The organism is Pseudoalteromonas sp. CNC9-20, from assembly GCF_022347875.1.
Lineage (GTDB): Bacteria > Pseudomonadota > Gammaproteobacteria > Enterobacterales > Alteromonadaceae > Pseudoalteromonas > Pseudoalteromonas ruthenica.
In genome coordinates this window covers 229356-255117 of the sequence record NZ_JAKRFS010000002.1, presented here as the reverse complement: position 1 = coordinate 255117, position 25762 = coordinate 229356, and the positions used below count along the sequence as shown (strand labels likewise).

Here is a 25762-nt window from a genome sequence, read left to right as displayed (position 1 = left end):
TTACTCCATCATCTTTTCAATGGGCATGACTAAGATAGAGTTAGCGCCGAGGGCCTTGAGCGACTCCATGGTTTCCCAAAATAGTGTCTCGCTGCTAACCATGTGCAGGGCCACGTAATCATCGCTGCCAGCGAGTGCAAGCAAGGTGGGTTGTCCGGTCCCCGGAAGTAAAGCGCAGATATCATCAAGTTTGGCCTTTGGCGCGTGCATCATGATGTATTTGCTTTCCTTCGCTTGTTTGACACCGCGTAGGCGCGGCATCAGCTTGTCGATTAGCGCCAGCTTATCGTCATCAGCGAGCTCTTGATTTTGGATTAGGCAGGCATTGGACTCTAAAATAGTGTCCCCTTGCATCAGGCCGTTGGCCTCTAGGGTGGCACCGGTCGATACCAAATCACAGATGGCATCAGCCAGCCCAGCACGCGGCGCAACCTCGACCGAGCCGGTGAGCATAACTACACTGGCGTCAATGTTCTCACGCTCTAGGTACTGGCTTAGGATTTCAGGGTAGGTGGTGGCGATACGTTTGCCGTTGAACCACTGCTTGTCTTGTGCGCCGAGCTCCTGGGGCCAGGCTAACGCAAGACGACAGTAACCGAAGTCTAATTTTGCCAGTTTCTTAACGGCAAAGCTGGCGCTGCTGTTGCGGCGTTCGGCTTGCACCTCTTCGAGCACGTTCTCGCCTACGATCCCCAAATCGCACACGCCATCCATAACTAAACCAGGGATATCGTCATCACGTACCCGCAGCACGTCGATAGGCATGTTGGTGGCGTGAGCAATTAAGCGCTGCTCACGTAGATTAAGTTTAACGCCAAGTTGCTTAAGCAGGTTTTGGCAATCTTTGGAAAGACGCCCTGACTTTTGGATTGCGATACGTAAACGTTTGTTGTTGCTCATAATTCATTTCCTTAATAGATAAAACTAAAAACCCCGAGGGGAAACCTCGGGGCGAAAATGAATCTTGCTATATCGTCGCCAGAGGTTCCTTTTAGGAATAACCCCCCAGCGAAAGACCTGACAGGCTATTCGGTGCTGTGGTGATGATGATGAATAGTTGTCAGAATCGTTGTCATGGTCGTATGCTCTTTAGTGTGTTTGCGTTGTTTGTTGACTACGCACATAGATAATCATAGTTCTTATAAGTAGTGCAACTACTTTTTTACAAAAATTAAAGTATAAGGTATAACGGCCGATAATAGTCTATAGGTACAACTACTTTGTTAGTGTTGATAAAAGGAAAGCGGTATGGATGTTATGATCCCTTTTTTAGGGCGGATAACGCGCCTAGAAGTGCACCACAATGGCGCTTTTCACGTTGCCGGTGTTAAAGATAACAAAGTTGCGAAGGTGCGCAACGAGCGCAAACAAGACAAGGAAACGCGTGGGCAGGAAACATTTGTTGAAGACACGCAAAAGAAAAAAGGCAAGGACTCATCGCCTCACCTCGATACCTGGGCCTAGTGCTTAGAAGTAAAGGTGCTCTTTGATTTCACCAGCTACTTTAATCTCACACTTGTCACCCGATTTATTATTGGAGCCTTGGATCACCCCGGCAATAGCGCCAAAAGCACCGCCTTGCTCCTGAAGTACCGAACCGAAGTAGCAATAGCTGGAAAACTCCTCGCCTTTGTACTTGGTACTCATATTCAACGTAGGCGTATATGGAGGGAAACTGCCCTTCATCGCTGGGTCGCCATTAATACTAAGCTCTAATTTATTTTTATCGACATTGTATACGCCACCGAATACATAATCGGTGCCGTTTACTGAAACCGTCTTATCTTGGGCAACGCGCGGTGGGGTCGATTTACAGCCACTGAGAAGTGCAGCGGCGACAACGGCAGAGACAACGACTAATTGTTTCATTGTTAAGTCCTTTTAGAGGGTTGTTTTAGCGCCAGAATATTAACCGAGCGTTGCCAAAATGACAACATAATATTGGCCTGTTGGTAGCAACTGATTTTTTCGTTATCATGTGCGCCTGTCCACCGAGCGCAATATCCATGACCATCGAGCAGTTATTCTCGCAAACCGGGCCTTTGGCTCTCGCACTGAAAGGCTACCAACCTCGCCAAGCGCAAATAGATATGGCGCAGGTGTGTGACTCGGCATTAAAGCATTCTCAACAAGCGATTGTTGAAGCAGAAACCGGCACCGGTAAAACCTTTGCTTACTTGCTTCCTGCGTTGGTGAACAAAGGCAAATATATTATCTCCACGGGCTCAAAGGCGTTACAAGAACAGCTCTATCACCGCGATTTACCTACTGTCTACAAAGCGTTGGGCAGTGCTAAAAAGAAAGCGCTATTAAAAGGGCGCGCTAATTATGTGTGCCATTATCGCCTTAATCAACATGTTGCTCATGTTCCAAGTGACGACGCCGATATCATGCATCAGTTAGCCATGGTGGCAAAGTTTGCAGCACAAACACGCAGTGGCGATATTGCCGATTGCGTCGGCATCGAAGATGATGCCAAGGTTCTGCCATACGTCACTTCCACTGCTGATAACTGCCTTGGGCGCGAGTGCCCTGATTTCGACAGTTGTTTTATTCGTAAAGCCCGTCAACGCGCCGCAGATGCCGATATCGTCGTCATTAACCATCACTTATTCTTTGCTGATATGGCGGTGAAAGACAGTGGTTTTGCCGAGTTGTTACCTGGGGCCGATGGCTATATTTTTGACGAGGCCCATCAATTGGCCGATATTGCCAGTGACTACTTTGGCGAAACAATATCGACGAAGAAGATTCTCGCTTTTATCACCGACGCGCGAATGCTTTATCGCAGTGAATTACGTGATATGTTGCAACTGGGAAAGACGCTGGATAAATTAGAATCGGCAACCAAGGACATGCGTTTGGCCTTTGGCAGTGACGGCGGGCGCGGAGACTGGCGAAAAGCGCTGACTGATAAAGCCCTGTGTGACGCGATTCACCGTGTTAATAAAGACTTAGCATTTTTAAACCAAGTGCTTAAGTTATGCTTAGAGCGCAGTGAATTGGTGGAGCCGATGTTAGAGCGCTTGATGACATTGAAAGGCCAACTCGATCGCGCTTTTGATGTGTCAGTGCGTGGCTATAGTTACTGGTATGAAGCCACTCGCTACCATTTAACCATTCACATTACCCCGTTGAACATAGCGGCCAAATTCAAAGAGATGCTCAGCGAGCGAGAGGCGGGTTTCGTCTTTACTTCTGCGACATTATCGGTCAATGACAGCTTACAACACTTTAGTGATGCGCTAGGTTTATCTCCTTCGCGTACATTGATGCTGGCCAGTCCTTTTGACTATCAACATCAGGCACTGCTTTGTTTACCTCGCTATCTACCTGAGGCTAATTCCGATGCCATGCCAAGGGCGCTGGTGGGCATTTGTCAGCAAGTTATCCGCGCCGCAAAAGGGCGCTGTTTTTTGCTCTTTACTTCCTATCGTGTCATGCACATGGTCGCTGAGGTATTATGCCAACAGATGGACTATCCAGTGTTTGTGCAAGGGCAAATGTCCAAGCGCTTGTTGCTTGAGCGCTTTACTCGTCATGGCAATGCGGTATTAATGGGCACCGCGTCGTTTTGGGAAGGGGTAGATGTGCGTGGCAGCGCGCTGAGCTGCGTGGTGATAGATAAACTGCCTTTTGTGGCCCCCGACGACCCATTATTACAAGCAAGAATGCAGGACTGTGAGCAAAGTGGCGGCGAACCGTTTGCGCAGATCCAACTGCCAAGAGCGGTTATAGCGCTCAAGCAGGGGGTTGGCCGGCTGATCCGTGATAGCCAAGATCGCGGTGTTTTAGTATTATGTGATAACAGAGTGATCACCCGCGACTACGGCCAAGTCTTTCTAAAAAGCTTGCCGAATATGCGTCGTAGCCGTGATATGAATGAAGTAAACGCCTTTTTAGCAGCAATAGATTAACCATGACCAACACCATTTTAGCCATCGATGCTTCCACAGAAGCGCTTTCTATCGCCTTAACCCACCAAGGACAGCAATATTGTTTCTTTGATGTCTGTCCACAGCAGCACAGCCAACGTATTTTAACTGAAATAGATACGCTACTTGCCAAGGCCAATTGCGCGCTAAAAGAGGTGGACGTTATCGGCTATTGCGAAGGACCAGGTAGCTTTACCGGCGTGCGCATCAGCGTCTCGGTGGCTCAAGGGCTCGCATTTTCAGCGCAAAAGCCCGTTGTCGGTATCTCTTCGCTTGGCATGATGGCGCAGCAAGCCATAGAGCAACGAGGTGTAAACCAAGTAGTGTCGGCCATTGATGCGCGCATGGGTGAGCTTTATGTGGGGGCTTTTGAGAATATCAATGGCCTTGCCACGCTGGTCGGCACGCAGCAGGTGGTGAAGCCAGAAGCACTCGCGGTCCCTTTTGATACGGCCCTTGCGGTTGGCACCGGATGGCAAAGTTACCCTGATTTAGCTCATTCAATAGCCGGCATTAGCGTTGATGAGCATATTACCTTACCGAATAGTCAGTTTATGCTGGCGCTGGTGGCAGAGCAATTCGCACAAGGCCAACAACACAGTGCCAGTGAAGCGCAGCCGGTGTATGTTCGTGACACGGTAACGTGGAAGAAATTACCCGGACGCGAATAAACATTGCGCAAACTCGCTGTTTATATCACACTCAATAAGTCGCTAGATTTTTATATATTAATGGTATGACGATACGTACGGTCAATTCACTCACGACGAACCCAGCGCTGGAACTGAAAAGAAATCAACAGCCTGTGGGAGATGGGCGCGCTCAAGAAAAACCGGCTCTAGAGCAGCCTGCGTCGTCTGTTAAAGACTCCAGTCAAGGTCGTCGCTTAGCGGATGCTTTATATCGTCAGACCATTTACGACCAACCTGCCAATACCCGCACCAGTAATGCGATTGCCACGTATAAAGAATACGCGTTTTTAGAGCGTCGCCAAGAAGTGCAGTCCATGCTTAGCGTGAGTGTCTACGCATAACCTGAGCGACGTTTTTAAATTATGGACATTACCTCTCATTAACGTTAACTTAACTGCTCTTAGAAAATAATAATAAAAGTTGATTAACTCGTGCTTCACCGCGTATTTGATGTACTTGCTCGCGGCGCTGCCAAGTTAGCGGCCAACACCGTTATTCTCTCGCTGCGAGAAGGGTACATAGCCCTCATCCCATTCTTTATTATGGCGGCGCTAGTTTCTTTGGTGACTCACTGGCTTGGCTACGAGCATTTACAGGGCCCTTATGCTTATTTGCATTCTTTTAATAACCTAATATGGACGTTATTTCCGATAACGACATTGCTGTCATTTAGTTACTATTTAGCGAAGAACCTCAAGTTAAATACCTTCGCCGCACCGATTTTAGTGCTTACTTGTTTTTGTGTTGCTACAGGCTATATCTACGCGCTCGATAGCGGTGGGGTGGGTATAAATAATCGCGCCGGTGTGCTGTACACCATTCTTATGCCGATATTTTGTTGCTACCTGTTGCGCTCTGCATTGAGCTTACGTTGGCTTAGAATTATGTCCGTGGGCAATGTCAGCTTGTTTTTGGTCAAGCATCTCAATTTAATGCTGCCATACGTGCTGACCGTTTTTGTAACCTTTGTTTTATTTCCTTATGTTGACTCTGGATTGGCCGCTTGCTTGTCGTGGTTAAGCGCAAGTCACAGCGATTGGAGCCAATGGCAGCAGTTAATGTCGCAAATTATTTTTAGCCACGTGTTTTGGCTGTTTGGTATTCATGGCGATAACACTTATCACATACTTGCCTCAGCAGAACTCACAGGTTACGAAGTGGTGCCTGGCCTAGATAACTACAGCTTCTTATCGACCTTTGTAGCTTTAGGTGGTAGTGGTGGCATTTGGGGTCTGCTAATCGCTTGTTTATTACAAGGAAAACAAAGCCATGAGAGCCAGATTGCTAAACTAAGCGCGCCATTTTCATTTTTCAATATCAGTGAAATAATGATGTATGCAGTGCCTGTGGTGTTTAATCCGTTTTTTATTATTCCTTTTTTACTTTGCCCATTGGTAAATGCAGCTATTGCCTATGCGCTACTACAAAGCGGCGCTTTACCCCTAAGCAATATTGATTCGATACCCTGGTTCACTCCGGTGCTATTGAGCGGCTACTTATTAACTGGTGGCTTTATTGGCGTGGCACTGCAAGCGGGATTGGTGGCTATCAATACGCTTGTTTATTTACCCTTTGTACGTGCCAATAGTGCCCATAATATTAGTGGGCGTGAGCTCGATATTTTAGTGAAACGAGTCAGCGCAGGACGGCAATTAGAGCGCCACGTCGAAGCGCAATTCGCAAAGCGTAACACCGCGCAGTTTGCAGACCAGCGCCAGCTACATAAGGTGATCAGTGCCCTCAAAGAAGGCACTCTGTGTTTGTACTACCAGCCCAAAGTCGATAACACCACGCATAAAATCATTGGCTTCGAAGCGCTACTACGCTTAAAGCAAGCGGACGGTCAAATCAAAGCTCCGTGGTTTATTGACGTGCTTGAGCGCTTTGAGATGATGGATGTGGTGGACAGCTTTGTGATTGACCAGTTAGAGCTTGATTTATTGCAGTTTCAGCGCCATCAGATGAACCCTAAAATTAGTTTTAATATTTCTCCCGATAATTTGATTAACCGTCGTTACCGCCGCGTGCTTAAGGCATTCTCTAAGTTTCCTGGGCAAGTTGAGGTTGAAATTCTTGAGTCGTCCTACAATAACAATTTTGAACGCACCAAAGAAATTGTCGATAAATTGCGCGCCGCTCAGATTTTATGTGCGGTAGATGATTTTGGTACCGGCTACTCATGTTTAAACATTTTAAGTAAGCTAAATGTCGATACCATTAAGTTTGACCGCAGTTTGCTTCCGGTTAACGCCGAAGACAAGGCCACCTATTTATATGAAAATATGTCACAGCTTTGTAACAAGTTAGGGTTTAGTGTTGTCGCTGAGGGGGTGGAGTCGCCATTTCACGTTGACTACATAGCAACGCTCCCTGTGAATCTGATGCAAGGCTATTATTTTGACATGCCACTCACGCTTGAACAGGCGATGCGCAGATACAGTAGCTCTTAAGCTGTGATTTAAAGCAATAAAAAAGCCGCTCCAAGAGCGGCTTTTGAGTCTTCAGTTTTCAGTAGGGTTGTTAAACTATGTTAACAAGCAATAAAACATTAACGCATGATTACAATAAGATCAACAATGTTATTTATTGTTAATAAAGTTAATTAGCTTTTGTGCGATGTCAGTGTTGTTTTGCGACCCTATAAATTGTTCTGCGCCGTTGCCATAGGCAAACACAGGAACATCAATAGCAGTATGACCAGAGGTGGTCCATCCGGTAAAACTTGCTTCATTGATTAACTTTTTAACAGTCATGACCAGCGCATCTTCACCCACATTCTTCGCTTGGGTAAGTAAAACCTTACGTGCTTCGGTAAATTCCAATGCCGTGGTTTGTTGCCATACGGTGGCCATATCGTCGCTCGCCAGCAATCGCTCAGCAATAACACCCGCTGTGGCCGTAACGCCTTTAACCACATCGGCGTGCCACAAGTATTGGCCATTGGCACCTATGGTCAATCCACCGGTGGAGTGATCGGCTGTGATCACCAACAGTGTGTCTGGGTGGGCATCAACATAGGCTTTGGCTTTATCAATGGCATGGGCGAAATCGTCCATTTCTGCCATCGCACAAGCAATATCATTGGCATGGCCGCACCAGTCTATTTGACTGCCTTCGATCATTACAAAGAACGGATTCTCATTGGCTGCGAGTAACGACAGTGCTTTATCAGTCATTTTCGTTAATCGTTTACTCTCTCCATCGAGGGCAAATGGCAAACCTTTAGCGGCATACAGACCCAGGGCTGGAATTTGCTGTAATTGTCCTAATTGACTGAGATTATCGCTGTATTGGTAACCTTGAGCGATAAACTCATTCACTAAGTTTCTATCTTCGCGAATAAAGTACTGTGTACCTCCGCCAAGCATTAAATCCACTGGCAGCGCGCCATTGATTTTATTATCGAAGAAATCATTGGCAATGTCATCGTAGTTACGGCGAGACTCGTTATGTGCAGCAAAGCTTGCAGGGGTCGCATGGTTGATTTGCGATGTGGCGACAAGCGCGGTCGTCATTTTGCGTTCTTTGGCTATCTCAAGCATCGTTTTAAGATCATGCTTGTGAGTATCCACAGCGATGGCGCCATTGTAGCTCTTCGTTGCAGTGGACAGAGCCGTTGCGCCAGCCGCGCTGTCAGTGACGATGGTATCGTCATCAGGATAAGTGTGTGCCATGCCCACGAGGATGGAATCGAATACGGTGGGCTCTACCACCTTAGTGTTTTTATCATCAACGTAGTAGCGATAAGCGCTGGTGTAGGCAGGGCCCATACCATCGCCAATCATATAAATAATGTTCTTAGGTGCTGCTTGCTCTGCGTTGGCAAAAAAACTTGCGCAGATCATCGAAGCGAATGTTAGAGTGCGTTTCATAATTTAGTCCTGTTGTGGCTTGGCAACATTTTAAACCCACAAATCAATAAATAAACCGCAATGCGGCAAAAAGGAGTTCAAGTGCCTAGTTTTTCGGTCAAACTGCGCCATCTTCGGCTGCAAGGACAAAGCAACACAGAGTTGGCAATCACAAATAACACTGACACCGTGGTGATCGCCGTGCATGGGTGGCAGGACAACAGCAACAGTTTTTTGCCTTTAATGTCTGCCTTAGGTAAGGATTTACCGGTTTATGCAATTGATTGGCCCGGACACGGTTTATCGCAGTGGCGAGGCCAAGACGCACATTATTATTTTATTGATTATGTTGATGACCTTCATCAACTTATGATGCGTTGCAAGGCCAAATATGTGCACATCATCGGACACTCCCTCGGCGCTATGGTGGCTTCATTGTACTGCGCGTGTTTTCCAGAGCGTATTACCTCACTTTCTCTCATTGAAGGGATTGGCCTGGTCACCGCAGAGGAGCCTGAGACTAAAAATGTATTGATTCAGGCGCTTAAACACCGAGCCCGCGCAAAGAAAGGGGTGATTTATGAAAGTGCCGAACAGCTCTATGAGCGCCGCGAGGCCGTCAGTGATTTCAATATTGATATCGCGCGGCAACTAATGGCGCGTAATATTGTTAAAAAAGAGCAAGGTGTGATGTTAACAACAGATCCGCGATTAAAGCATTATTCCGCTTTTCGCTACACTAAAGCGCAAGCGCATGCTTTGTTAACACCTATAAAAGTACCCACCTTATTGATAAAGGGGGCGCAAGGTTATTCCATGGTGCACCAAAATGAGCAGGAATTTAGTAAGTGCTACAACGACTTAGTTACACATACAGTCGATGGTGGCCATCATTGCCATATGCAAAGCCCGAAGCAATGCGCGCGCCTTATTGGTGCGCACTTGCATCAAAATAGCGCAGAATAATTGTAACTTTGCGATAAATGTGGGAATATCAAAGCAATTTAGAGCAATTGCTCAATTGTTAAAGATAGCAACTTAGATTAAGGTTAGTACTGTTGTGGCGATGAACTCTCAAGCCTGCTAAAGCGTGGCAATGTTTATCACTCTACAGCGAACTATATGGGCATTGGTTAAGTGTCGTGCTTACTATTTGCCAAACTTATGACTGCTAAGACAAATCATTATAAGAACAAATTAATAGGAGCTTAGTGTGGAAAAAATCTGGCTAAAGCGATATCCAAAAGGTTGCCCAGAGACCATCGATCCCGCTCATTACGACTCTTTACTGTCATTATTCGAGAAAAGTTTTGCGGATTACGCCCAACTACCTGCATTCAAAAATATGGGGGTTACGCTAAGCTATGCTGAGCTAGACCAAGCAACTAAGAAAGTTGCGTCCTACATAAATAATGATCTGGGCTTAAAGCCAGGTGCAAAAGTGGCAGTAATGATGCCCAACTTATTGCAAACACCGGTATCCATACTCGGTATTTTACGGGCAGGGTGCGTGGTTGTTAACGTTAACCCTCTTTATACTGCGCGTGAACTAGAGCATCAGCTAAATGACTCCGAAGCGGATGCCATTTTTATTCTTGCCAACTTTGCCCATACTTTGGAAAAAGCACTGGGTAAAACCAATGTTAAACACATAGTGGTAACCCAAGTGGGTGACATGGTGGGCGGCCTTAAAAAGCATCTGGTCAACTTCGTTGTTAAGCATATCAAAAAGATGGTACCGAGCTTTGAGCTGCCAAACCCCATCGCTTTCTCGGACGTGTTAAAAAATGGTGACGCCAGCCGTTATACTCGACCTGAGATTAGCTTGGACGACCTCGCGTTTTTACAATACACGGGTGGTACAACTGGGGTGTCTAAAGGCGCCATGCTTACCCACGGTAACATGGTGGGCAACTTAGAACAGGTATCCGGTTGTCTCGATAATATTTTAGATAAAGGCAAAGAAATCGTGGTTACGGCGCTGCCGCTGTATCACATCTTTGCACTGACGGCGAACTGCTTAACCTTTATGAAGTATGGCGGGTTGAATCTACTCATTACCAACCCACGCGACATGAAAGGCTTTGTAAAAGAGTTGAACGACAATAAATTCACCGTTATGACTGGGGTAAACACCTTATTTAATGGTCTTCTTAATACTGATGGCTTCGCCGACGTAGACTTTTCTAACTTAAAAATGTCGCTCGGTGGCGGTATGGCGGTCCAGCGTCCAGTTGCTGAACGCTGGCAGAAAGTAACCGGTACGCGTTTGGTGGAAGGCTACGGTCTTACCGAGTGTGCGCCGTTGGTCACAGTTTGCCCATATGACTTGGAAGGCTACAACGGCTCTATCGGTTTGCCAGCACCGAGCACAGACATCAAATTGATGTTTGAAGATGGTCAAGAAGCACCCGCTGGCGAGCCCGGTGAACTCTGGGTTAAAGGCCCTCAGGTAATGAAAGGTTACTACAACCGCCCTGATGCTACCGCAGAGTGTCTGCGCGACGGCTGGTTTGCCACTGGCGATATTGCCACATACGATGACCAAGGTTTTTTCTATATTGTTGATCGGAAAAAGGATATGATTCTGGTATCCGGTTTTAACGTGTTCCCGAACGAAATAGAAGAAGTGGTCGCATCAATGGATGGCGTGCTTGAAGTCGCCGCTGTTGGCGTCCCTCATGATGTCAGTGGTGAGCAAGTTAAATTGTTCGTGGTGAAAAAGGATGCAGCCATTAGTGAGCAAGACATCATTAAGCATTGCCGCGAAAACCTGACCAATTACAAAGTGCCTAAATTAGTTGAGTTTAGAGAGGAATTGCCGAAAACCAACGTCGGTAAGATACTCAGACGCGCACTTAAAGACGAATAAGAATAAACAAACAAACCGGCAATCGCCGGTTTGTTTTTTAAGGAGTACAAGTGGATTACCAGTTAATCACTGAACAGGCTGAACTAGATAGCTTTGTCAATGCTATTAGTCAGGCTGAGACCTTGGCAATAGACACTGAATTTATGCGTCGGCGCACGCTTTATCCCGAAATCGCACTCCTGCAAATTTTTGATGGTCAACATCTTGGTCTTATTGACCCGTTACAGCCTCTTGATTTCACCCAACTTTGGCAGTTACTTAAATGCGAACAAGTGTTAAAAGTGCTTCATTCCCCCTCTGAGGACATCGAAGTTTTCCAAAACTTTGCCGGCTTTGTGCCAGCGCCGCTTTTCGATACCCAGTTTGCATTGCAATTGTTAGGGCAGGGGAACTGCGTGGGGTTTGCGGCGATGGTGAATTCACGCCTCAATATAGAGATTGATAAAAGCGAGTCGCGAACCAATTGGCTACAGCGCCCGTTAAGAGAAAGCCAATTAGCCTACGCCGCCGCTGATGTTGCGCATCTATTGCCTTGCTATAACGAATTAGTGACACAGATAAGGGCTCAGGGGTGGTTTGATTTGGTGATTGCAGAGTCGCAGTTGTTGTCGAAAAAGCGCGCTCATCAAATACCCGATGAGCAGTTATACCGCGAGGTGAAAGGGGCTTGGCAGTTAGCGCCACGGGATCTCGCGATACTCAAAGAGCTGGCCATGTGGCGCCGACAAAAGGCACAACGAAAGAATTTAGCGCTTAATTTCGTGTTGAAAGAAGCCAATATGGTAGAGATCGCCAAGCGTCGGCCAAGCTCACTCAATAGTATGCGTAATATTCCTGGCGTCGAGCCGATGGAAGTAAATCGTTCAGGTAAAGAAATCCTCGCTTGCATCGAGCGGGGTAAAGCGGTGCCTGAGCAAAGCCTTCCTAGTCGCGTAACGCGATTAATGGATTATCGCGGCTACAAACAAACGGCTAAAGACATTAAGCAAAAGATAGCCACCGTTGCCAAGCAAACCGGTATACCTGCCGACGTATTTGCCAGTAAAAAACAAATTAATCAACTTATTAGTTGGCATTGGAAGTACGACGAGCATGAACGCGAGCAGCTATTAGCGCCTGATTTACTACAACCTTGGCGTTTTGATTATGTACGCGAAGCACTTGCTGATTGGGTGCTTACTTCCAACGAGTGACGATAACTGAGTTCCTTATGCCTACGTGGTTGCTAGTGGTATTGCTTATTGGGCAAATATTTATCGGGTTCTTTGCTGCGATGGCGATGATGTTCATGGCCTGCGCCGAGAATGCACCGACCCTCTCTAAGCGGTTGAACCGCGTTTTAGTCAGCTTATGGGTTACGTTTATAATCGCCTTGGCAGTGAGTGTGGGCATCATCATTGTCGGGCTTATCAACGCCGCGCAATACAGCCACGCCTTACTCATTCCTTGGCCTTTGCTGTTGCTGATAGCGATTATCTGGAACTGGGTCAGTCTGCGTGCAAAAAGAGACAAGGATAAAAAAAGAGGCTAACTTAGCCTCTTTCTTGTGATTTGCACTGATACGTTATTTTTCGTCATCAGGTAGCGTGACATTGAGCTCTAATACCGCTAAGTCGTCTTCATTTTGCTCTAGCTGCACTTGCACTGCTTCGGCATCAATGGCCACGTATTTACGGATCACTTCAAGGATGTCTTGTTTTAGCTGCGGCAAGTAATCAGGCGTGCCGCGCTGTGAGCGCTCATGAGCGACGATAATTTGCAGCCGCTCTTTAGCCAGCGATGCGCTGGATTTTTTCTGCGAACGAAAATAATCTAGTAATGACACCTTATCCTCCAAAAATCCGTTTGAATAGACCACGCTTCTCAACGTCCAAGAAGCGGAATTCAATTTGCTCACCGAGTAGACGGTTGATGGCATCTAAATAGGCTTGACCGGCATCTGACTCAGCGTCCAATACCACAGGCTGACCTTGGTTTGAGGCATTAAGCACCGCTTGTGACTCTGGGATAACACCCAACAAATCAATAGCCAAAATTTCGTTAACGTCTTCAACTGAAAGCATTTCACCTTTTTGTACGCGCTCAGGGTTATAACGGGTAAGCAGCAAATGCTCTTTTACCGGCTCTAAACCTTCCTCTGCACGACGTGATTTGCTCTGTAAAATACCTAGGATACGGTCCGAATCGCGTACTGATGATACCTCAGGGTTGGTGGTTACAATGGCTTCATCTGCAAAATATAGGGCCATCATCGCACCGGCTTCAATACCCGCTGGCGAATCACACACAATATAGTCAAAGCTCTCTTTCATTTCATTGAGGACTTTTTCGACACCCTCTTTGGTTAACGCGTCTTTGTCGCGAGTTTGCGAAGCGGGGAGCAAAAACAGCTTATCAACACGCTTGTCTTTAATAAGCGCTTGGTTGAGGTTTGCTTCACCATTGATCACATTAACAAAATCATAGACCACGCGGCGCTCACAGCCCATGATTAAATCAAGGTTGCGCAGGCCAATGTCAAAGTCAATGATCGCCGTTTTAAAGCCTTTAAGGGCAAGGCCTGTGCCGATTGCGGCGCTTGAAGTTGTTTTACCAACGCCACCTTTACCTGAAGTAACGACAATAATTTTTGCCATGTGTTTTATCCTTTAACCAAAGCTGATAAATGAAGTGAGTCATCGCGTTGGCGAACTTGGGCTGGCTGGCCCCATAAGTCCCCTTGTAACGAATCACTGATCCAATAGCTGCCATTGACTGAAACAAGTTCGGCTTCAAGTTTTTGGCAGAAGATTGTGGCGTTTGCGTCACCTTGCGCACCGGCGATAGCTCGGCCTCGCAAAGTGCCATAAATATGAACATGTCCGTCAGCAATGACCTCGGCGCCATGGCTGACAGAGCCCAAGACAATCAAATCACGTCCTTTAGCATACACCTGCTGACCTGAACGCACGGTGCCTTCTACAACCAAGGTTGGTTCATTTTCTACTTTGGCTGTAGCTTGTGGAGAAGGGGCTTTTTGCTGGCTTTGTTGTGCGTCTTTGGAGTAGTTAAGCACCGACAAGCCGGCTTCTTTCGCACTGCTATGTTGACTGTCACTGCCACTGCATACCCCAACTGGGTTAAAAGCAAGGCGTTTTAATGTGTCTCTTAGCTGGGTGAAATCAAGCGTTGCATCTTGGATTGCTTCAAGATTGATGACGATGGGTGCGCCTGCGAAAAACTTCGGAGCTTGCGCTATTTTAGCATCAAGCTGTTCAGATAAGGCTGCAAGATCCGGTGTTAATAACCGCAACACGGATAACGTGAAGAGATTCCCTTTTAATTCGAATAATTGTTCCGACATAAGCGCTCGTATTCGTGTGGCCGAATTATTTGTTATCGCTTATCTGTGGCGTTGCCATTTTTAACTTGGCAGTCGCAAACAGTGATGAGCGTTGAGCTTTGGCCACTAAACTTACCACATAGATTAGCTCTCATGGTATAGTGTCAAGGTGTGTTTCGCAACAATTTAAAGGCCTTAAGATGCTGTGTGCCATATACAAGAGCAAGAAAAAAGCAGATACCTATTTATATGTACCCAAACGTGATCATTTTGAAGATGTTCCTGAGCCGCTGATGGACAGTTTTGGGTCGCCAGAATTTGTGATGTTGATTAATTTAGCGACAAAAGAGCGTTTGGCGCTTGCTGATATTGACAAGGTTAAGGCTGAATTAAGCGACAACGGGTTCTATTTGCAACTACCACCGCCAACTGAGAATATGTTGGACGAATTAAGACAGCAAAATGGAGTAGAGCGTGATTAACACCATCAGCAAGTATATAGCCAGCGCCTTCAAGCCTGTTGCCTTATCCACCTTATGCGTGGCTGGCGCAGCAACAATTACTTTTCCGTCTCTGGCAAACTCGCAGGTAGCAAGTGTTGAACAACAACAGGTGCAGTTTGACGCCTATGTTAAAAAACTGCGTTCCGAAGCGCTGGAAAAAGGCTATGACGCAGCCTTAATTGATTCGGCGTTCGCCACTATAGAGTTTAAGCCTAAGGTGATCAGCGCCGATAAAAACCAGCCTGAGGTCAAAGAAACCTTAGAGACTTATCTACCAAAACGGGTGCCGCAGTGGAAAATAGATCGCGCCCGTAAACTCTATAAAGAGCATAAACAGATACTGGAAGAAGTGGCTGATAAATTTGGCGTGCAAGCCCGCTTTATCGTTGCGTTGTGGGGGTTAGAAAGTAACTTTGGTCGCATTCAAGGTGGCCACCCAGTGATCTCAAGTTTAGTGACACTGGCTTACGATGGCCGCCGCGAGGCGCTATATAAACGCCAACTTTGGGCGGCGTTAGATATTCTTAAAGACGGCCATATCGACCTTGAACATTTCAAGGGTTCTTGGGCCGGGGCTATGGGGCAAACACAGTTTATGCCAAGCTCCTTTAATGCCTATGCCGTAGACTACAACGGCGATGGCCGCAAGGATATCTGGACTACCGAGGAAGACGCGTTCGCCTCCATTGCTAATTACTTAAAAAGCGTGGGCTGGAATGACTCGCTGACCTGGGGACGACAGGTAAAATTACCCGAGGATTTTGACAGCAACGCTATATTGCAGCGCGGTACCCGCAGCCATAAGCAATGGTTGCAGTACTGGCGTGAGTCCGAGCGCAGTTTAGCGCAGTGGCAAGCACTCGGTGTGCGACGCATGGATGGCAGCGACTTACCGCAACGTGATATCACAGCGGCGATGGTGATGCCAGATAATGTCGATGGGCGTATGTATTTAGCCTACGATAATTATAAAGCACTAATGAACTGGAACCGTTCATATTATTTCGCCACCAGTGTCGGCTATTTATCCGACCGCATCGGTTACCCGCCGGTGGAGTAACTTCACACTGGCGTGGCAACACGCTAATTTGCTACACTACGCCCCGGTTCAAAGGGGCGTTTTTATGTTAGAAGATAAGTTTTGGCAGACCAAGTCGTTGGCACAAATGAGTGACCAAGAGTGGGAAGCGATTTGTGATGGCTGTGGTAAATGTTGTTTAAATACCTTTATTGACAGCGACGAAGAACAACAAGAAGACTTCGCTGCCACCACCGAGCTGCGCCCCGGCGAGCAGCTTATCTATACCAACATTGTGTGTCAGTATTTGGATAACAAAACCTGCAATTGCACCGAGTATGTAAACCGCCAGCGCTTAGTTCCTTCATGTGTGAAACTCACCAAAGACAACATTGACGATATCTTCTTTATGCCTAACAGTTGCAGTTACCGACGACTGCAAGAGGGTCGAGGCTTGGCCAGTTGGCACCCGCTACTTAATAAGGGCAAAAAGTCGAAGATGCACAGCGTCGGGATCAGCGTACGCAACAAAACAGTAAAAGACTGTGATGTTGATCTTGAGTACTTCGAAGACCATATCGCTCAATGGCCACAAAACGACTGCGATTAACGTTTTAGACTCAAAGCGGTGATGAAAGCTGAGCGCAATCGTTCACCCTCAGTGGTGATAACGCCTGTTCGGGCCCAGTCTACTCAAGCTCGAATTGCTAATTTCATTGGCTGATATGTTCGCTTAGCCGTTACTTTCCTGTCGCAGATTCATTCGTCAGCGATACAAAAAGCCGAATGTTAGTTGTATATGATTTGGAACGTTCCAGTAAATATTCTGTGATCTTGTTATGTGGATGTGTAGAATCCGAGACAACAAGTAGAAGGAGAACAACACGTGAGTGAGATGAATAATAATCAGGCTTACGTTGCATCGGCAGATAAACAAAGCAACTATACTTTGCCGCTTGTAGCGATGACCACCTTGTTTTTTCTGTGGGGCTTTATCACCGTTTTAAACGATTTACTGATCCCCAGATTGAAAGCAGTTTTTGACTTAACCTATACCGAAGCCATGCTGATCCAGTTCTGCTTCTTTGGCGCGTATTTCATTATGTCGTTGCCAGCGGGTTACTTAGTTAAGCGATTTGGCTATAAGAACGGTGTTGTCAGTGGCTTAATCGTTGCCTCTATCGGCTGCTTACTGTTTTACCCAGCCGTCGCTGTACACGAGTATTGGTTGTTTTTAGGCGCACTATTTGTGTTAGCTTCTGGGGTGACCATTCTACAAGTATCTGCTAACCCCTATGTGGCCGCATTAGGCCCGGCACAAACCGCCTCCAGTCGATTAAACCTGGCGCAGGCTCTTAATTCGTTAGGCACCACTGTGGGGCCTATTATAGGCAAAATTTTATTGTTTGGCGGCAGTGCTGCGCTGGTTACCGAGGCTGCAACGGCGGACACGGTAAAAATTCCTTATTTAATGCTCGCCGCTGCGCTATTAACGATTGCCGTTGTCTTTGCGGTGTTGAAGCTGCCTGTGATCAAAGAGCACACTGAGGAATTCGACTGCAAAGCCAAAAACCACTCTTTATTCGAAGCCCCTCACTTGGTTTTCGGTGTTGGCGCTATCTTTTGTTATGTAGGCGGCGAAGTGGCCATTGGTAGTTTTCTTGTTAATTACTTTGGCGAAGCGCATATTGCTGGTCTAGCTGAGCACGAGGCGGCCCACCTCATTTCTTATTATTGGGGCGGTGCCATGGTCGGGCGCTTTATTGGCTCGGCAGCATTACAAAAAATTGCGCCGCACAAAGCACTACTTTTTAATGCTGTGGCCACCATTGTATTGCTGCTTGTCACTATTAATAGCCAAGGGATGGTGGCCATGTGGTCTGTACTGGCTATCGGCTTGTTTAATTCAATTATGTTCCCCACCATTTTCACACTTGCTATTGCGGCGCTTAGCTCACTCACCAGTCGCGGCTCGGGGTGGTTATGCTTGGCCATTGTTGGTGGTGCGTTAATTCCTCTCGTCCAAGGTTATGTAGCCGACACTGTGAGTTTGCAGTTAAGCTTCTACGTGCCGCTTGTGTGTTACGTATATATCGCTTGGTATGCGATGAGTACACCCAAGTTACAAGGAAAGTGGCAAGAGAAAATCGAAAAATAGCAGTACGATATATTTAAGCTTTGAAACACCGCCCTGATGCTTGTCAGGGCGGTTTTGTTTTAAGGTCGGTGAATACGTATTCATTACCCCTATTTACCAATATCCGCTGGAACGTTCCATTTTGTCTTTCACCTATTTTTTGGCTCCCAACAAGCTTGCTACCAAACGTTCTCCTTTGTAATAAGAGGTATACACAGACGAGTTCGCGCACGAGCGCCTGTGCGGGCAGTTAACGTCACTTATATGGCACAATTGTTACAGCTGTAATTAAACTGTATTAATAGCGCAACACCACTGTCACTTTCCTTCTCTACACTCTCGCACATCTTACATTCGTGTCGGATTTCCGGCTAAGCATTCGAGCTAAACATAAGGTGTATGCGATGAAAGGCGTTAAACCCCTGATATTAGCCACAGTTGTGGCGGCCACCAGCCCCGTGCTGATGGCTAATGAACTGGATACTGTTAAAAACAAAAGCAGTGAAATTAATGAGTTAGCGAAAAAATCTCAAAATAAAATCGATAACATCGCTGATTCAATGCAAAACCGCTTGCAAAAGTTTAAGGCACTCAACAAAGAAATAGACGGCCTCAGCGTCTACAACGCACAGTTGCAAAAGCAAATTGCCAATCAAGTTGAAGAAATGGACAACCTTAACGCGTCGATGGACCAAGTATCGGTGATCGAGCGACAAATCACGCCACTGATGTTGCGAATGATCAATGGCCTTGAACAGTTTGTTGCCCTAGATGTGCCTTTTTTACAGCAAGAGCGCAGCGAGCGCATTGCTAAGTTGCATGCTTTGATGGACCGCGCTGACGTGGCATCAAGTGAAAAGTTCCGCCGTGTGCTCGAAGCCTATCAGGTTGAGGTCGACTATGGTCGCACCATCGAGGCCTATACCGCTTTACAGGATGTAGATGGCAAAGAACGCGAGGTTGATTTCCTGCGCATTGGTCGCTTAGAGCTTATTTATTTGACCCGTGATGGCCAGCAAGCCGGCGCCTGGGATAAAGAACAAAAAGCGTTTGTAAAACTGGATGATTCGGCTATTAGCCAAATTAACAAAGGTCTGCGTATTGCGCGTAAACAGCTAGCCCCAGACATGTTAACCCTGCCTATCCAAGCTGCGGAATAAGAGGTACCGACAATGAAATTAATGAAACAGTTTACCCGAAGCGCAGCCTTGGTTGCCACTTTGGCGTTATCGCACTCTGCTTTAGCCGCAGACGCTATGGATTTAGATGCGCTATTAAAAACACTCGAGCAGGGTAAAGTTGCCCAGTCTGCGGAAAATAAAGAGCGTGAGCAGGCATTTATGGCCCGCGAAAACGAACAATTACAGATGCTGCGTCAGGCCGAGCAAACTCGCAACGCTAAGCTTCAAGAGTCTGAACAACTAGAAACGCGTTTTGAAGAAAACGAAGTGAAACTTGCGCAGCTATCCGATACCTTGCAAAACCGCATGGGCACACTCAAAGAATTGTTTGGTGTGCTGCAGCAAGAAGCAGGCGAGAGTGCCAATAAGTTTGCTACTTCTGTTATCTCAGCACAGCTTCCAGGGCGTGATGAGTTTATGGAAGAGATGGCGCAAAAAATGGGTTCAAGTTCGAAGCTTGCTTCTATCGAAGACATCGAGAAGGTGTGGTTTGAGCTGCAACGAGAGATGACCGAGCAGGGCAAAGTCACACGCTTTAATACCGAAGTGATCGTTGCCGGCGGCGCTAAAGAAAACAAGGAAGTGCTGCGTGTCGGCGCATTTAACCTTATTGCCGATGGCAAGTACCTTGAGTACAACAATGTCACCGATACCCTATCTGAATTGACTCGCCAGCCCGTAGACCGTTACACCGCCAGTGCTCAAGACTTACAACAAGCCACTGACGGCTTTGTGCAGTTCGCGTTGGACCCAACGGGCGGCTCTATTTTGGGCTTACTAGTTCAGGCTCCAGGTACTGAAGAGCGGGTGCATCAAGGCGGCACTGTGGGTTATGTGATTCTCGCGGTTGGCGCATTGGCGCTATTAATCGCCATTGAGCGGTTCATTTCTTTGCTTATCATTGGTAGTAAAATTCGTCGCCAGCTTAAAGACGATGTTGCCCGCGACGATAATCCGCTTGGGCGTGTGATGAAGGTGAAAGACCAATACCCTCACGTGGCGCACGATACCCTTGAGCTGAAACTGTCCGAAGCAATTTTACGCGAGATGCCAAAAATCACGCGTAACCTCACGCTTATTAAAATCATCTCTGTGGTGGCGCCGCTGCTGGGCTTACTCGGTACGGTCACTGGTATGATTAATACCTTCCAAGCGATTACCTTATTTGGCACCGGCGACCCTAAATTAATGGCTGGGGGCATATCTCAGGCCTTAGTGACAACGGTACTAGGTTTGGTCGTCGCTATACCGACGGTATTCCTTTATACCCTGCTTAATACACGCTCAAAGAACTTGTTGCTCATTTTGCAAGAGCAAAGTGCCGGTCTTATTGCTGAGCGCAGCGAAAAGGGAGCGTAAATCATGGTGCTATTGATTGATTGGATCAATGCAATTCGTGATTTTCTCGATACGGGTGGCCAGGTGCTCCTGGTCATCGGCATCCTCATCTTTGCTATGTGGTTGCTGATTTTGGAGCGCTTTATGTACTTCTTCCATGGCTATGGCAAGTACAAAAAATCGGTGCGCACCCAGTGGCAAAACCGCAGTGAGCGTAACAGCTGGAATGCCGAGCAAATTCGCCAAGCGATGATCTCACGGGCGGGAATGAAGCTTAACGCTAATCTTGCTCTGATCAATGTCATGGTTGCACTGTGTCCGCTGCTCGGTCTACTAGGTACAGTAACTGGCATGATTGAGGTATTTGACGTTATGGCTATTACTGGCACCGGCAGTGCCCGTTCCATGGCCTCTGGGGTGTCGAAAGCGACTATCCCCACCATGGCCGGGATGGTCGGCGCGTTGTCTGGGGTGTTTGCCTCAACATTTTTACAGCGCCGCGCCAAACGAGAAGTCGAATTGTTAGAAGATAAAATGGTCTTGGACCACTAGTTGCGATGATGCCTGTGCTTGGGCACAGGCAAGGAGAAAAAAATGAGAGCCCCTTTAGGTAAAATATTTCAAGAAGAAGAAGCAGAAGAAATTAACATGACGCCGATGCTGGATGTGGTCTTCATCATGCTTATTTTCTTTATCGTTACCGCGTCTTTTGTCAAAGAGTCAGGTATTGATGTAAACCGCCCAGAAGCGGCAACGGCGGTGAAAAAAGAGCGCGCCAATATTCTTGTCGCTATCTCTGATAAGGGTGAGGTGTGGATCAATAAACGGGAAGTAGACGTGCGCGCGGTGCAAGCGAATATCGAGCGTTTAAAAGCCGAAAACCCGCAAGGCAGCGTGGTGATTCAAGCGGATAAGAAAGCCACTACTGATACCCTGATAAAAGTGATGGATGCCGCCAGAGCTGCGGGCGTATTTGACGTGTCGATTGCGGCTCAAGAGGCCTAAGGAGCTGCCATCATGCGTTATTTTATCGCCCTGATAGTCGCTGCGGTGGTGACCTTTATGCTGTTTTTAGGCATGCAGGCTTTAATCTCCGGTGGCGAGGGAGCCATGACTGAGCCAGCTAAAGGCAACGTACTTGATTTTGTGCGCCTTAAGCAAGAAGAAACCGTCGAGAAAAAAGAGCGTAAACCGCAGAAACCACCGAAGCCAAAAGAGCCGCCACCACCGATGGACTCGCCGCAAACACAAAGCAGCGATCCTAACGCCAGCAGCGGTAATTTCGACTTTGCTGCCGATGTCAGTGCTGATGTCGACATTGGTAAAGGCTTGGCGCTAGAAAGCAGCGACGGTGAGTATTTGCCCATTGTTAAAGTTTCGCCTGTGTATCCACGCAGAGCTTTATCACGCGGTATTGAAGGTTATGTCATTGTCGAATTTACAGTGACTAAACAAGGCACCGTACGCGACCCGAAGGTACTTAAAGCCGAGCCTGAAAGTATTTTCGATAGAGCTGCCATGGATGCGGCTAAAAAATTCAAATACAAGCCGCGTATCGTTAATGGCGAGGCGGTAGAAGTGGCAGGGGTGCAAAACCGCATCACCTTCCAAATCAACGGTTAATGAGTGTGCCCCGCAGTGGGCACCTGTTGCGATTAAGAGGTTTACCATGACAAAACTGAACTCATTGCTGCTATTTGCAGGGTTAACATCGGCGACGTTAGTGTTGCCGAGCATGGCCAGTATGATCCCATCGGTGGCGCTCGCCAGCGCCCATGCAGAGCAAAAAACCAAACGCGTGCCGGCGCTGCGCGATAAGGTTTATAGCCAATTAGCGCGGGCACAAAAGCTCGCTGATGACGGGGATGTAAAAGGCGGGCTAGCGGCACTTGACTCTGTTAAAGAGCGTGCTTCAAGCATGAATAGCTACGAAAAGGCCATGATGTACAATTTTTATGGCTTCATTTACTACAATGAAAACCGCTTGAGTGAAGCCATTGATGCTTTTGAAAATGTTGTTGCTCAGACGGATATTCCTGAGAGTTTAACGCTCAGCACGCTGTTTTCATTGGCGCAGCTGTCGATGGCCAACGATGATTATCAAGGGGTGATTGATTACCTGACCCGTTGGGATAAGGTCAATACCAAGGCGCAGCCTGACAGTTATTACGTGCTGAAATCTCAAGCCTATTACCAAATGAGCCAATATCAGGATGCATTGGCAGCGATAAACACAGCTATTGCACTTGCTGAAAAAGACGGGAAAACACCGAAGGAAAACTGGCTGGTATTGCAACGTGCTTTGTATTACTCATTACAACAACCAGAGCAGGTTGTGGCGGTGATTGAGAAAATGATTGCGCTGTACAACAAGCCCGAATACTGGCTGCAATTAAGCGGTATGTATGGCGAGGTTGGACGAGAGAAAGAGCAACTGGCTACTATTGAGGCTGCTTATCAGCAAGGCTTTGTAACCAGCAAATCGGATTTACGAAACTTAGCCCAGGTTTATATGTTCAACGGCTTACCTTATAAGGCTGCGAAAGTTATGAAAACCGCGCAAGCCAAAGGTGTCGTCGCAGATAATGTTAAAAACAATGCCTTCATAGCAGAAGCTTTTGTACAAGCCAAAGAAGAGCGCAAGTCCCTTGCTTACTTTGAAAAAGCGGCTAAGCAAAGCCAAGAAGGTATTTATGACCAACGCCTTGCTGAGGTGCACTTGAATCTCGAGCAATATGCAGAGGCGGCGGATGCGGCCAGGGCAGCTCTGGAGAAAGGGGGTCTACAGCATGAGTCTAATGCGTATGTGGCGTTAGGGATGGCGCAGTTTAACTTACAGAACTTTGACGCCTCTATTTTGGCCTTCGAACAGGCGGAGAAACACAAGCGCTCTGAGCGCTTGGCGCAACAATGGATAAAATATGTAAAAAACGAAAAGCTGCATGCTGAGACATTAAAGCAGGCGCTTTTATAAAGTGTTTTATGATTAGGTATAATAGAGTTAGTTAATATAAATATTAAATAACTGTGCCTGGTCTTTAACAACCATAATCGCAACACCAAAGCCGCCCTCGGGCGGCTTTTATCTTTTTAAGTAACAATATTAATAACTTAATCATGTCATCATATGTTTAAATAAGTGTCACTTCATTGTCATAAAGCCACCGTATTGTATGTCGTAACTTTTAAATTCGTTAACAATAATTGACATTCAACGGAGTATAACAATGAAACTATCTGACTTATTCAAGGTCAGCCTAGTGGCTTCAGCAGTCACACTGGCAGCATGTGGCGGCGACATCGAAATCACCCCAACTGTAAATGACAACAGCACAAATACAGATAACAGTGTTAATAATTCAAACAATACATCTGGTGGTGACAACTCCGATGATTTTGAATGTGCCAGCTACGAGTCTGACTCTGGTACGGTCCAAGGTGTATTTGATGGTCGTGACTGTATTTACAATGACTCCTTTGCCAGTAAAACTATTGAAATCACCAGTAACATTACGTTCTCTGAAATCCCAGATAATGGTGTGCACTTATTTGAGCAAGCACTGTTAATCGGTGAAGATGGCAACACCACAGAAGGTTTTGAAATTCCAGCAAATGGCCCAACGCTAACAGTTGAGCCTGGTGCTACCTTGGCCTTCCAATCTGGCGAAGCCATTATTCGTATCGCTCGTGGCGCAAAAATCCAAGCTAATGGCACCGAAGAGAAACCTATTACGTTCACTTCAGCTAATGCCTTCGACCGTTTTGATAGCGCAGGTGAAGGTGCTCGCTATGCAGATTGGGGCGGTATCATTATTAATGGTAATGGTATCACTGACCAATGTACTGATGCAGAGCGTGATGCAAGCACGTGTAACGTTGCCTCTGAGGGGATCACTAGCTACTTCGGTGGTGACGACAATACTGATTCTAGCGGTAGTATCAAGTGGGCCAAAATTTGGTATGCAGGTTCAGGTCCTAAAGTAGGGGGTGAAGGCGATGACCTTAATTCGCTTACATTAAATGCAGTGGGTTCAGGTTCAGAGTTTGAATACCTGCATATTCACCAAGGTTTCGATGATGGTATTGAATTCTTTGGCGGTGCAGCGACGATTAAGCACATTGTTGTTACCGACACGCAGGATGATTCATTCGACTTTGATGCGGGTTGGCAGGGTGCAGGTCAATTCTTATATGTACAACATGGTACTGTAACCTTGAACGACGGCACTGTGGTGAACATGGGCAACAACGGTTTCGAATCTGATGGTGTTAAGGGTGAGTCTTCACCGCAAGTGGGCCCAACTAACCCGACCCTTGCTAACATCACCATCGTGACCACAGATGGCAATTCTGTGCGAGATGATGACCCTTCGCAAGCTTACAAGTTCGACGATGAGTTCAATGCCAGCATTTACAACGCCTTATTGGTTAAGAAAAATGCGGTAAACAGCAGCTGTATTCAAGTGACTTCTGATGGCGAAAAGCAAGCCGATAACATCATGTTTAATAACTCAGTGATGGCGTGCTCTTCAAACTTCACCGATACAGATACATTCGCAGCGGGCCCATTAGCAGGCCAAACCAAGGCGTCTTGGTTCGAAAATAGCGGTAGTAGCGAAATTTTGACTGATGATGTATCGGTATTGGCTGAAAATGGCTTTGCAACAAACACTGCCTCAGCAGATGTTTCAATTAATGCCAACGATTTAAGTGGCCTAGACTCAAGCTTCTTTGAGAGCGTAGATTACATCGGCGCGGTATCTGATCAGGACACAAGCTCTAGCTGGTATAAGTGGGTTGAGACTGCTGTTAATGCAGCGGCTCAAGACTAAAAGCCTAGTTATTTAGAGTGTTAAATTGAGGCGCCTTGGTGCTTGAGCAAAGCAGTAGGCGCCTATTTTTTGTCAAACTGA

Annotated in this window: 26 protein-coding genes; 20 read left to right on the top strand and 6 right to left on the bottom strand. The window is 46.8% G+C overall.

The window, feature by feature from the left end; all coding sequences use genetic code 11:
- Positions 1-900: an ATP phosphoribosyltransferase gene (gene hisG, locus MHM89_RS04725; RefSeq protein ID WP_045979979.1), complete on the bottom strand. Its 900-nt coding sequence runs from the start codon at positions 898-900 to the stop codon at positions 1-3.
- A gap of 348 nt (positions 901-1248) precedes the next feature.
- Here hisG and MHM89_RS04720 point away from each other — a divergent pair, with 348 nt between their 5' ends.
- Entirely contained in the window at positions 1249-1464 is a 216-nt protein-coding gene (locus tag MHM89_RS04720) for a hypothetical protein (RefSeq protein ID WP_022946837.1), read from the top strand.
- A gap of 3 nt (positions 1465-1467) precedes the next feature.
- On the opposite strand, the gene MHM89_RS04715 is transcribed toward MHM89_RS04720, so the two are convergent.
- Entirely contained in the window at positions 1468-1869 is a 402-nt protein-coding gene (locus MHM89_RS04715; protein WP_022946838.1) for a hypothetical protein, read from the bottom strand.
- Between the two features lie 131 nt (positions 1870-2000).
- Here MHM89_RS04715 and MHM89_RS04710 point away from each other — a divergent pair, with 131 nt between their 5' ends.
- The 4 genes from MHM89_RS04710 (at position 2001) to MHM89_RS04695 (ending at position 7077) form a co-directional block, all read left to right on the top strand.
- A complete protein-coding gene (locus tag MHM89_RS04710) occupies positions 2001-3917 on the top strand; it encodes an ATP-dependent DNA helicase (protein ID WP_100229312.1) in 1917 nt (638 codons plus the stop codon).
- 2 nt (positions 3918-3919) lie between these two features.
- Positions 3920-4606 carry a tRNA (adenosine(37)-N6)-threonylcarbamoyltransferase complex dimerization subunit type 1 TsaB gene (tsaB, locus tag MHM89_RS04705; RefSeq protein WP_239408227.1) on the top strand — a complete coding sequence of 229 codons (687 nt, stop codon included), beginning with the start codon at positions 3920-3922 and terminating at the stop codon, positions 4604-4606.
- Between the two features lie 65 nt (positions 4607-4671).
- Positions 4672-4968 carry a hypothetical protein gene (locus tag MHM89_RS04700; RefSeq protein ID WP_151174199.1) on the top strand — a complete coding sequence of 99 codons (297 nt, stop codon included), beginning with the start codon at positions 4672-4674 and terminating at the stop codon, positions 4966-4968.
- Between the two features lie 90 nt (positions 4969-5058).
- Positions 5059-7077 (top strand): EAL domain-containing protein, encoded by a 2019-nt coding sequence (locus tag MHM89_RS04695; RefSeq protein WP_022946842.1) that lies wholly within the window; start codon positions 5059-5061, stop codon positions 7075-7077.
- 129 nt (positions 7078-7206) lie between these two features.
- Here the strand turns inward: MHM89_RS04695 and MHM89_RS04690 are convergent, their stop codons facing one another.
- The gene (locus MHM89_RS04690) at positions 7207-8499 is read right to left on the bottom strand and encodes an alkaline phosphatase (RefSeq protein ID WP_239408226.1); all 1293 of its coding nucleotides are present in this window, start codon (positions 8497-8499) and stop codon (positions 7207-7209) included.
- Between the two features lie 81 nt (positions 8500-8580).
- Between MHM89_RS04690 and MHM89_RS04685 the strand changes: the two genes are divergently transcribed.
- The 4 genes from MHM89_RS04685 to MHM89_RS04670 all read left to right on the top strand — a co-directional run bounded on the left by MHM89_RS04685 (position 8581) and on the right by MHM89_RS04670 (position 12881).
- The gene (locus MHM89_RS04685; RefSeq protein WP_239408225.1) at positions 8581-9444 is read left to right on the top strand and encodes an alpha/beta hydrolase; all 864 of its coding nucleotides are present in this window, start codon (positions 8581-8583) and stop codon (positions 9442-9444) included.
- Between the two features lie 247 nt (positions 9445-9691).
- Positions 9692-11350: a long-chain-fatty-acid--CoA ligase FadD gene (fadD, locus tag MHM89_RS04680; protein WP_239408224.1), complete on the top strand. Its 1659-nt coding sequence runs from the start codon at positions 9692-9694 to the stop codon at positions 11348-11350.
- Between the two features lie 50 nt (positions 11351-11400).
- Positions 11401-12543 (top strand): ribonuclease D, encoded by a 1143-nt coding sequence (gene rnd, locus MHM89_RS04675; RefSeq protein WP_239408223.1) that lies wholly within the window; start codon positions 11401-11403, stop codon positions 12541-12543.
- Positions 12544-12560: 17 nt separating this feature from the next.
- Positions 12561-12881: a hypothetical protein gene (locus tag MHM89_RS04670; RefSeq protein WP_239408222.1), complete on the top strand. Its 321-nt coding sequence runs from the start codon at positions 12561-12563 to the stop codon at positions 12879-12881.
- A 33-nt stretch (positions 12882-12914) separates the two neighbouring features.
- Here MHM89_RS04670 and minE read toward each other — a convergent pair whose 3' ends face one another.
- Genes minE through minC form a run of 3 tightly spaced genes read right to left on the bottom strand, consistent with a single transcriptional unit; the run spans position 12915 to position 14693 of the window.
- A complete protein-coding gene (minE, locus tag MHM89_RS04665; protein WP_022946848.1) occupies positions 12915-13175 on the bottom strand; it encodes a cell division topological specificity factor MinE in 261 nt (86 codons plus the stop codon).
- Position 13176: 1 nt separating this feature from the next.
- Positions 13177-13986: a septum site-determining protein MinD gene (minD, locus tag MHM89_RS04660; RefSeq protein ID WP_022946849.1), complete on the bottom strand. Its 810-nt coding sequence runs from the start codon at positions 13984-13986 to the stop codon at positions 13177-13179.
- Positions 13987-13991: 5 nt separating this feature from the next.
- On the bottom strand, positions 13992-14693 hold the full coding sequence (minC, locus tag MHM89_RS04655; protein WP_239408221.1) for a septum site-determining protein MinC: 702 nt from the start codon (positions 14691-14693) through the stop codon (positions 13992-13994).
- Between the two features lie 179 nt (positions 14694-14872).
- Between minC and MHM89_RS04650 the strand changes: the two genes are divergently transcribed.
- The 11 genes from MHM89_RS04650 to MHM89_RS04600 all read left to right on the top strand — a co-directional run bounded on the left by MHM89_RS04650 (position 14873) and on the right by MHM89_RS04600 (position 25681).
- Positions 14873-15154, top strand: coding sequence for a YcgL domain-containing protein (locus MHM89_RS04650; RefSeq protein ID WP_239408220.1), 282 nt, complete (start codon positions 14873-14875; stop codon positions 15152-15154).
- A 91-nt stretch (positions 15155-15245) separates the two neighbouring features.
- Positions 15246-16235: a lytic murein transglycosylase gene (locus MHM89_RS04645; protein WP_239408485.1), complete on the top strand. Its 990-nt coding sequence runs from the start codon at positions 15246-15248 to the stop codon at positions 16233-16235.
- Between the two features lie 64 nt (positions 16236-16299).
- Entirely contained in the window at positions 16300-16803 is a 504-nt protein-coding gene (locus MHM89_RS04640) for a YcgN family cysteine cluster protein (RefSeq protein ID WP_239408219.1), read from the top strand.
- A 276-nt stretch (positions 16804-17079) separates the two neighbouring features.
- Complete coding sequence (locus tag MHM89_RS04635; RefSeq protein WP_235418328.1) at positions 17080-18351, top strand: sugar MFS transporter; 1272 nt, start codon at positions 17080-17082, stop codon at positions 18349-18351.
- A 383-nt stretch (positions 18352-18734) separates the two neighbouring features.
- Positions 18735-19490 (top strand): DUF3450 domain-containing protein, encoded by a 756-nt coding sequence (locus MHM89_RS04630; RefSeq protein WP_045979991.1) that lies wholly within the window; start codon positions 18735-18737, stop codon positions 19488-19490.
- 12 nt (positions 19491-19502) lie between these two features.
- On the top strand, positions 19503-20870 hold the full coding sequence (locus MHM89_RS04625) for a MotA/TolQ/ExbB proton channel family protein (protein WP_130146395.1): 1368 nt from the start codon (positions 19503-19505) through the stop codon (positions 20868-20870).
- Between the two features lie 3 nt (positions 20871-20873).
- Positions 20874-21401: a MotA/TolQ/ExbB proton channel family protein gene (locus tag MHM89_RS04620; RefSeq protein WP_022946857.1), complete on the top strand. Its 528-nt coding sequence runs from the start codon at positions 20874-20876 to the stop codon at positions 21399-21401.
- 42 nt (positions 21402-21443) lie between these two features.
- A complete protein-coding gene (locus tag MHM89_RS04615) occupies positions 21444-21854 on the top strand; it encodes a biopolymer transporter ExbD (RefSeq protein ID WP_022946858.1) in 411 nt (136 codons plus the stop codon).
- A gap of 12 nt (positions 21855-21866) precedes the next feature.
- Positions 21867-22472 (top strand): energy transducer TonB, encoded by a 606-nt coding sequence (locus MHM89_RS04610; RefSeq protein WP_022946859.1) that lies wholly within the window; start codon positions 21867-21869, stop codon positions 22470-22472.
- Positions 22473-22518: 46 nt separating this feature from the next.
- Positions 22519-23823, top strand: a complete 1305-nt coding sequence (locus MHM89_RS04605) for a tetratricopeptide repeat protein (protein ID WP_239408218.1) — start codon at positions 22519-22521, stop codon at positions 23821-23823.
- A gap of 253 nt (positions 23824-24076) precedes the next feature.
- A complete protein-coding gene (locus MHM89_RS04600; RefSeq protein ID WP_053909429.1) occupies positions 24077-25681 on the top strand; it encodes a hypothetical protein in 1605 nt (534 codons plus the stop codon).
- Positions 25682-25762: the final 81 nt, after the last annotated feature.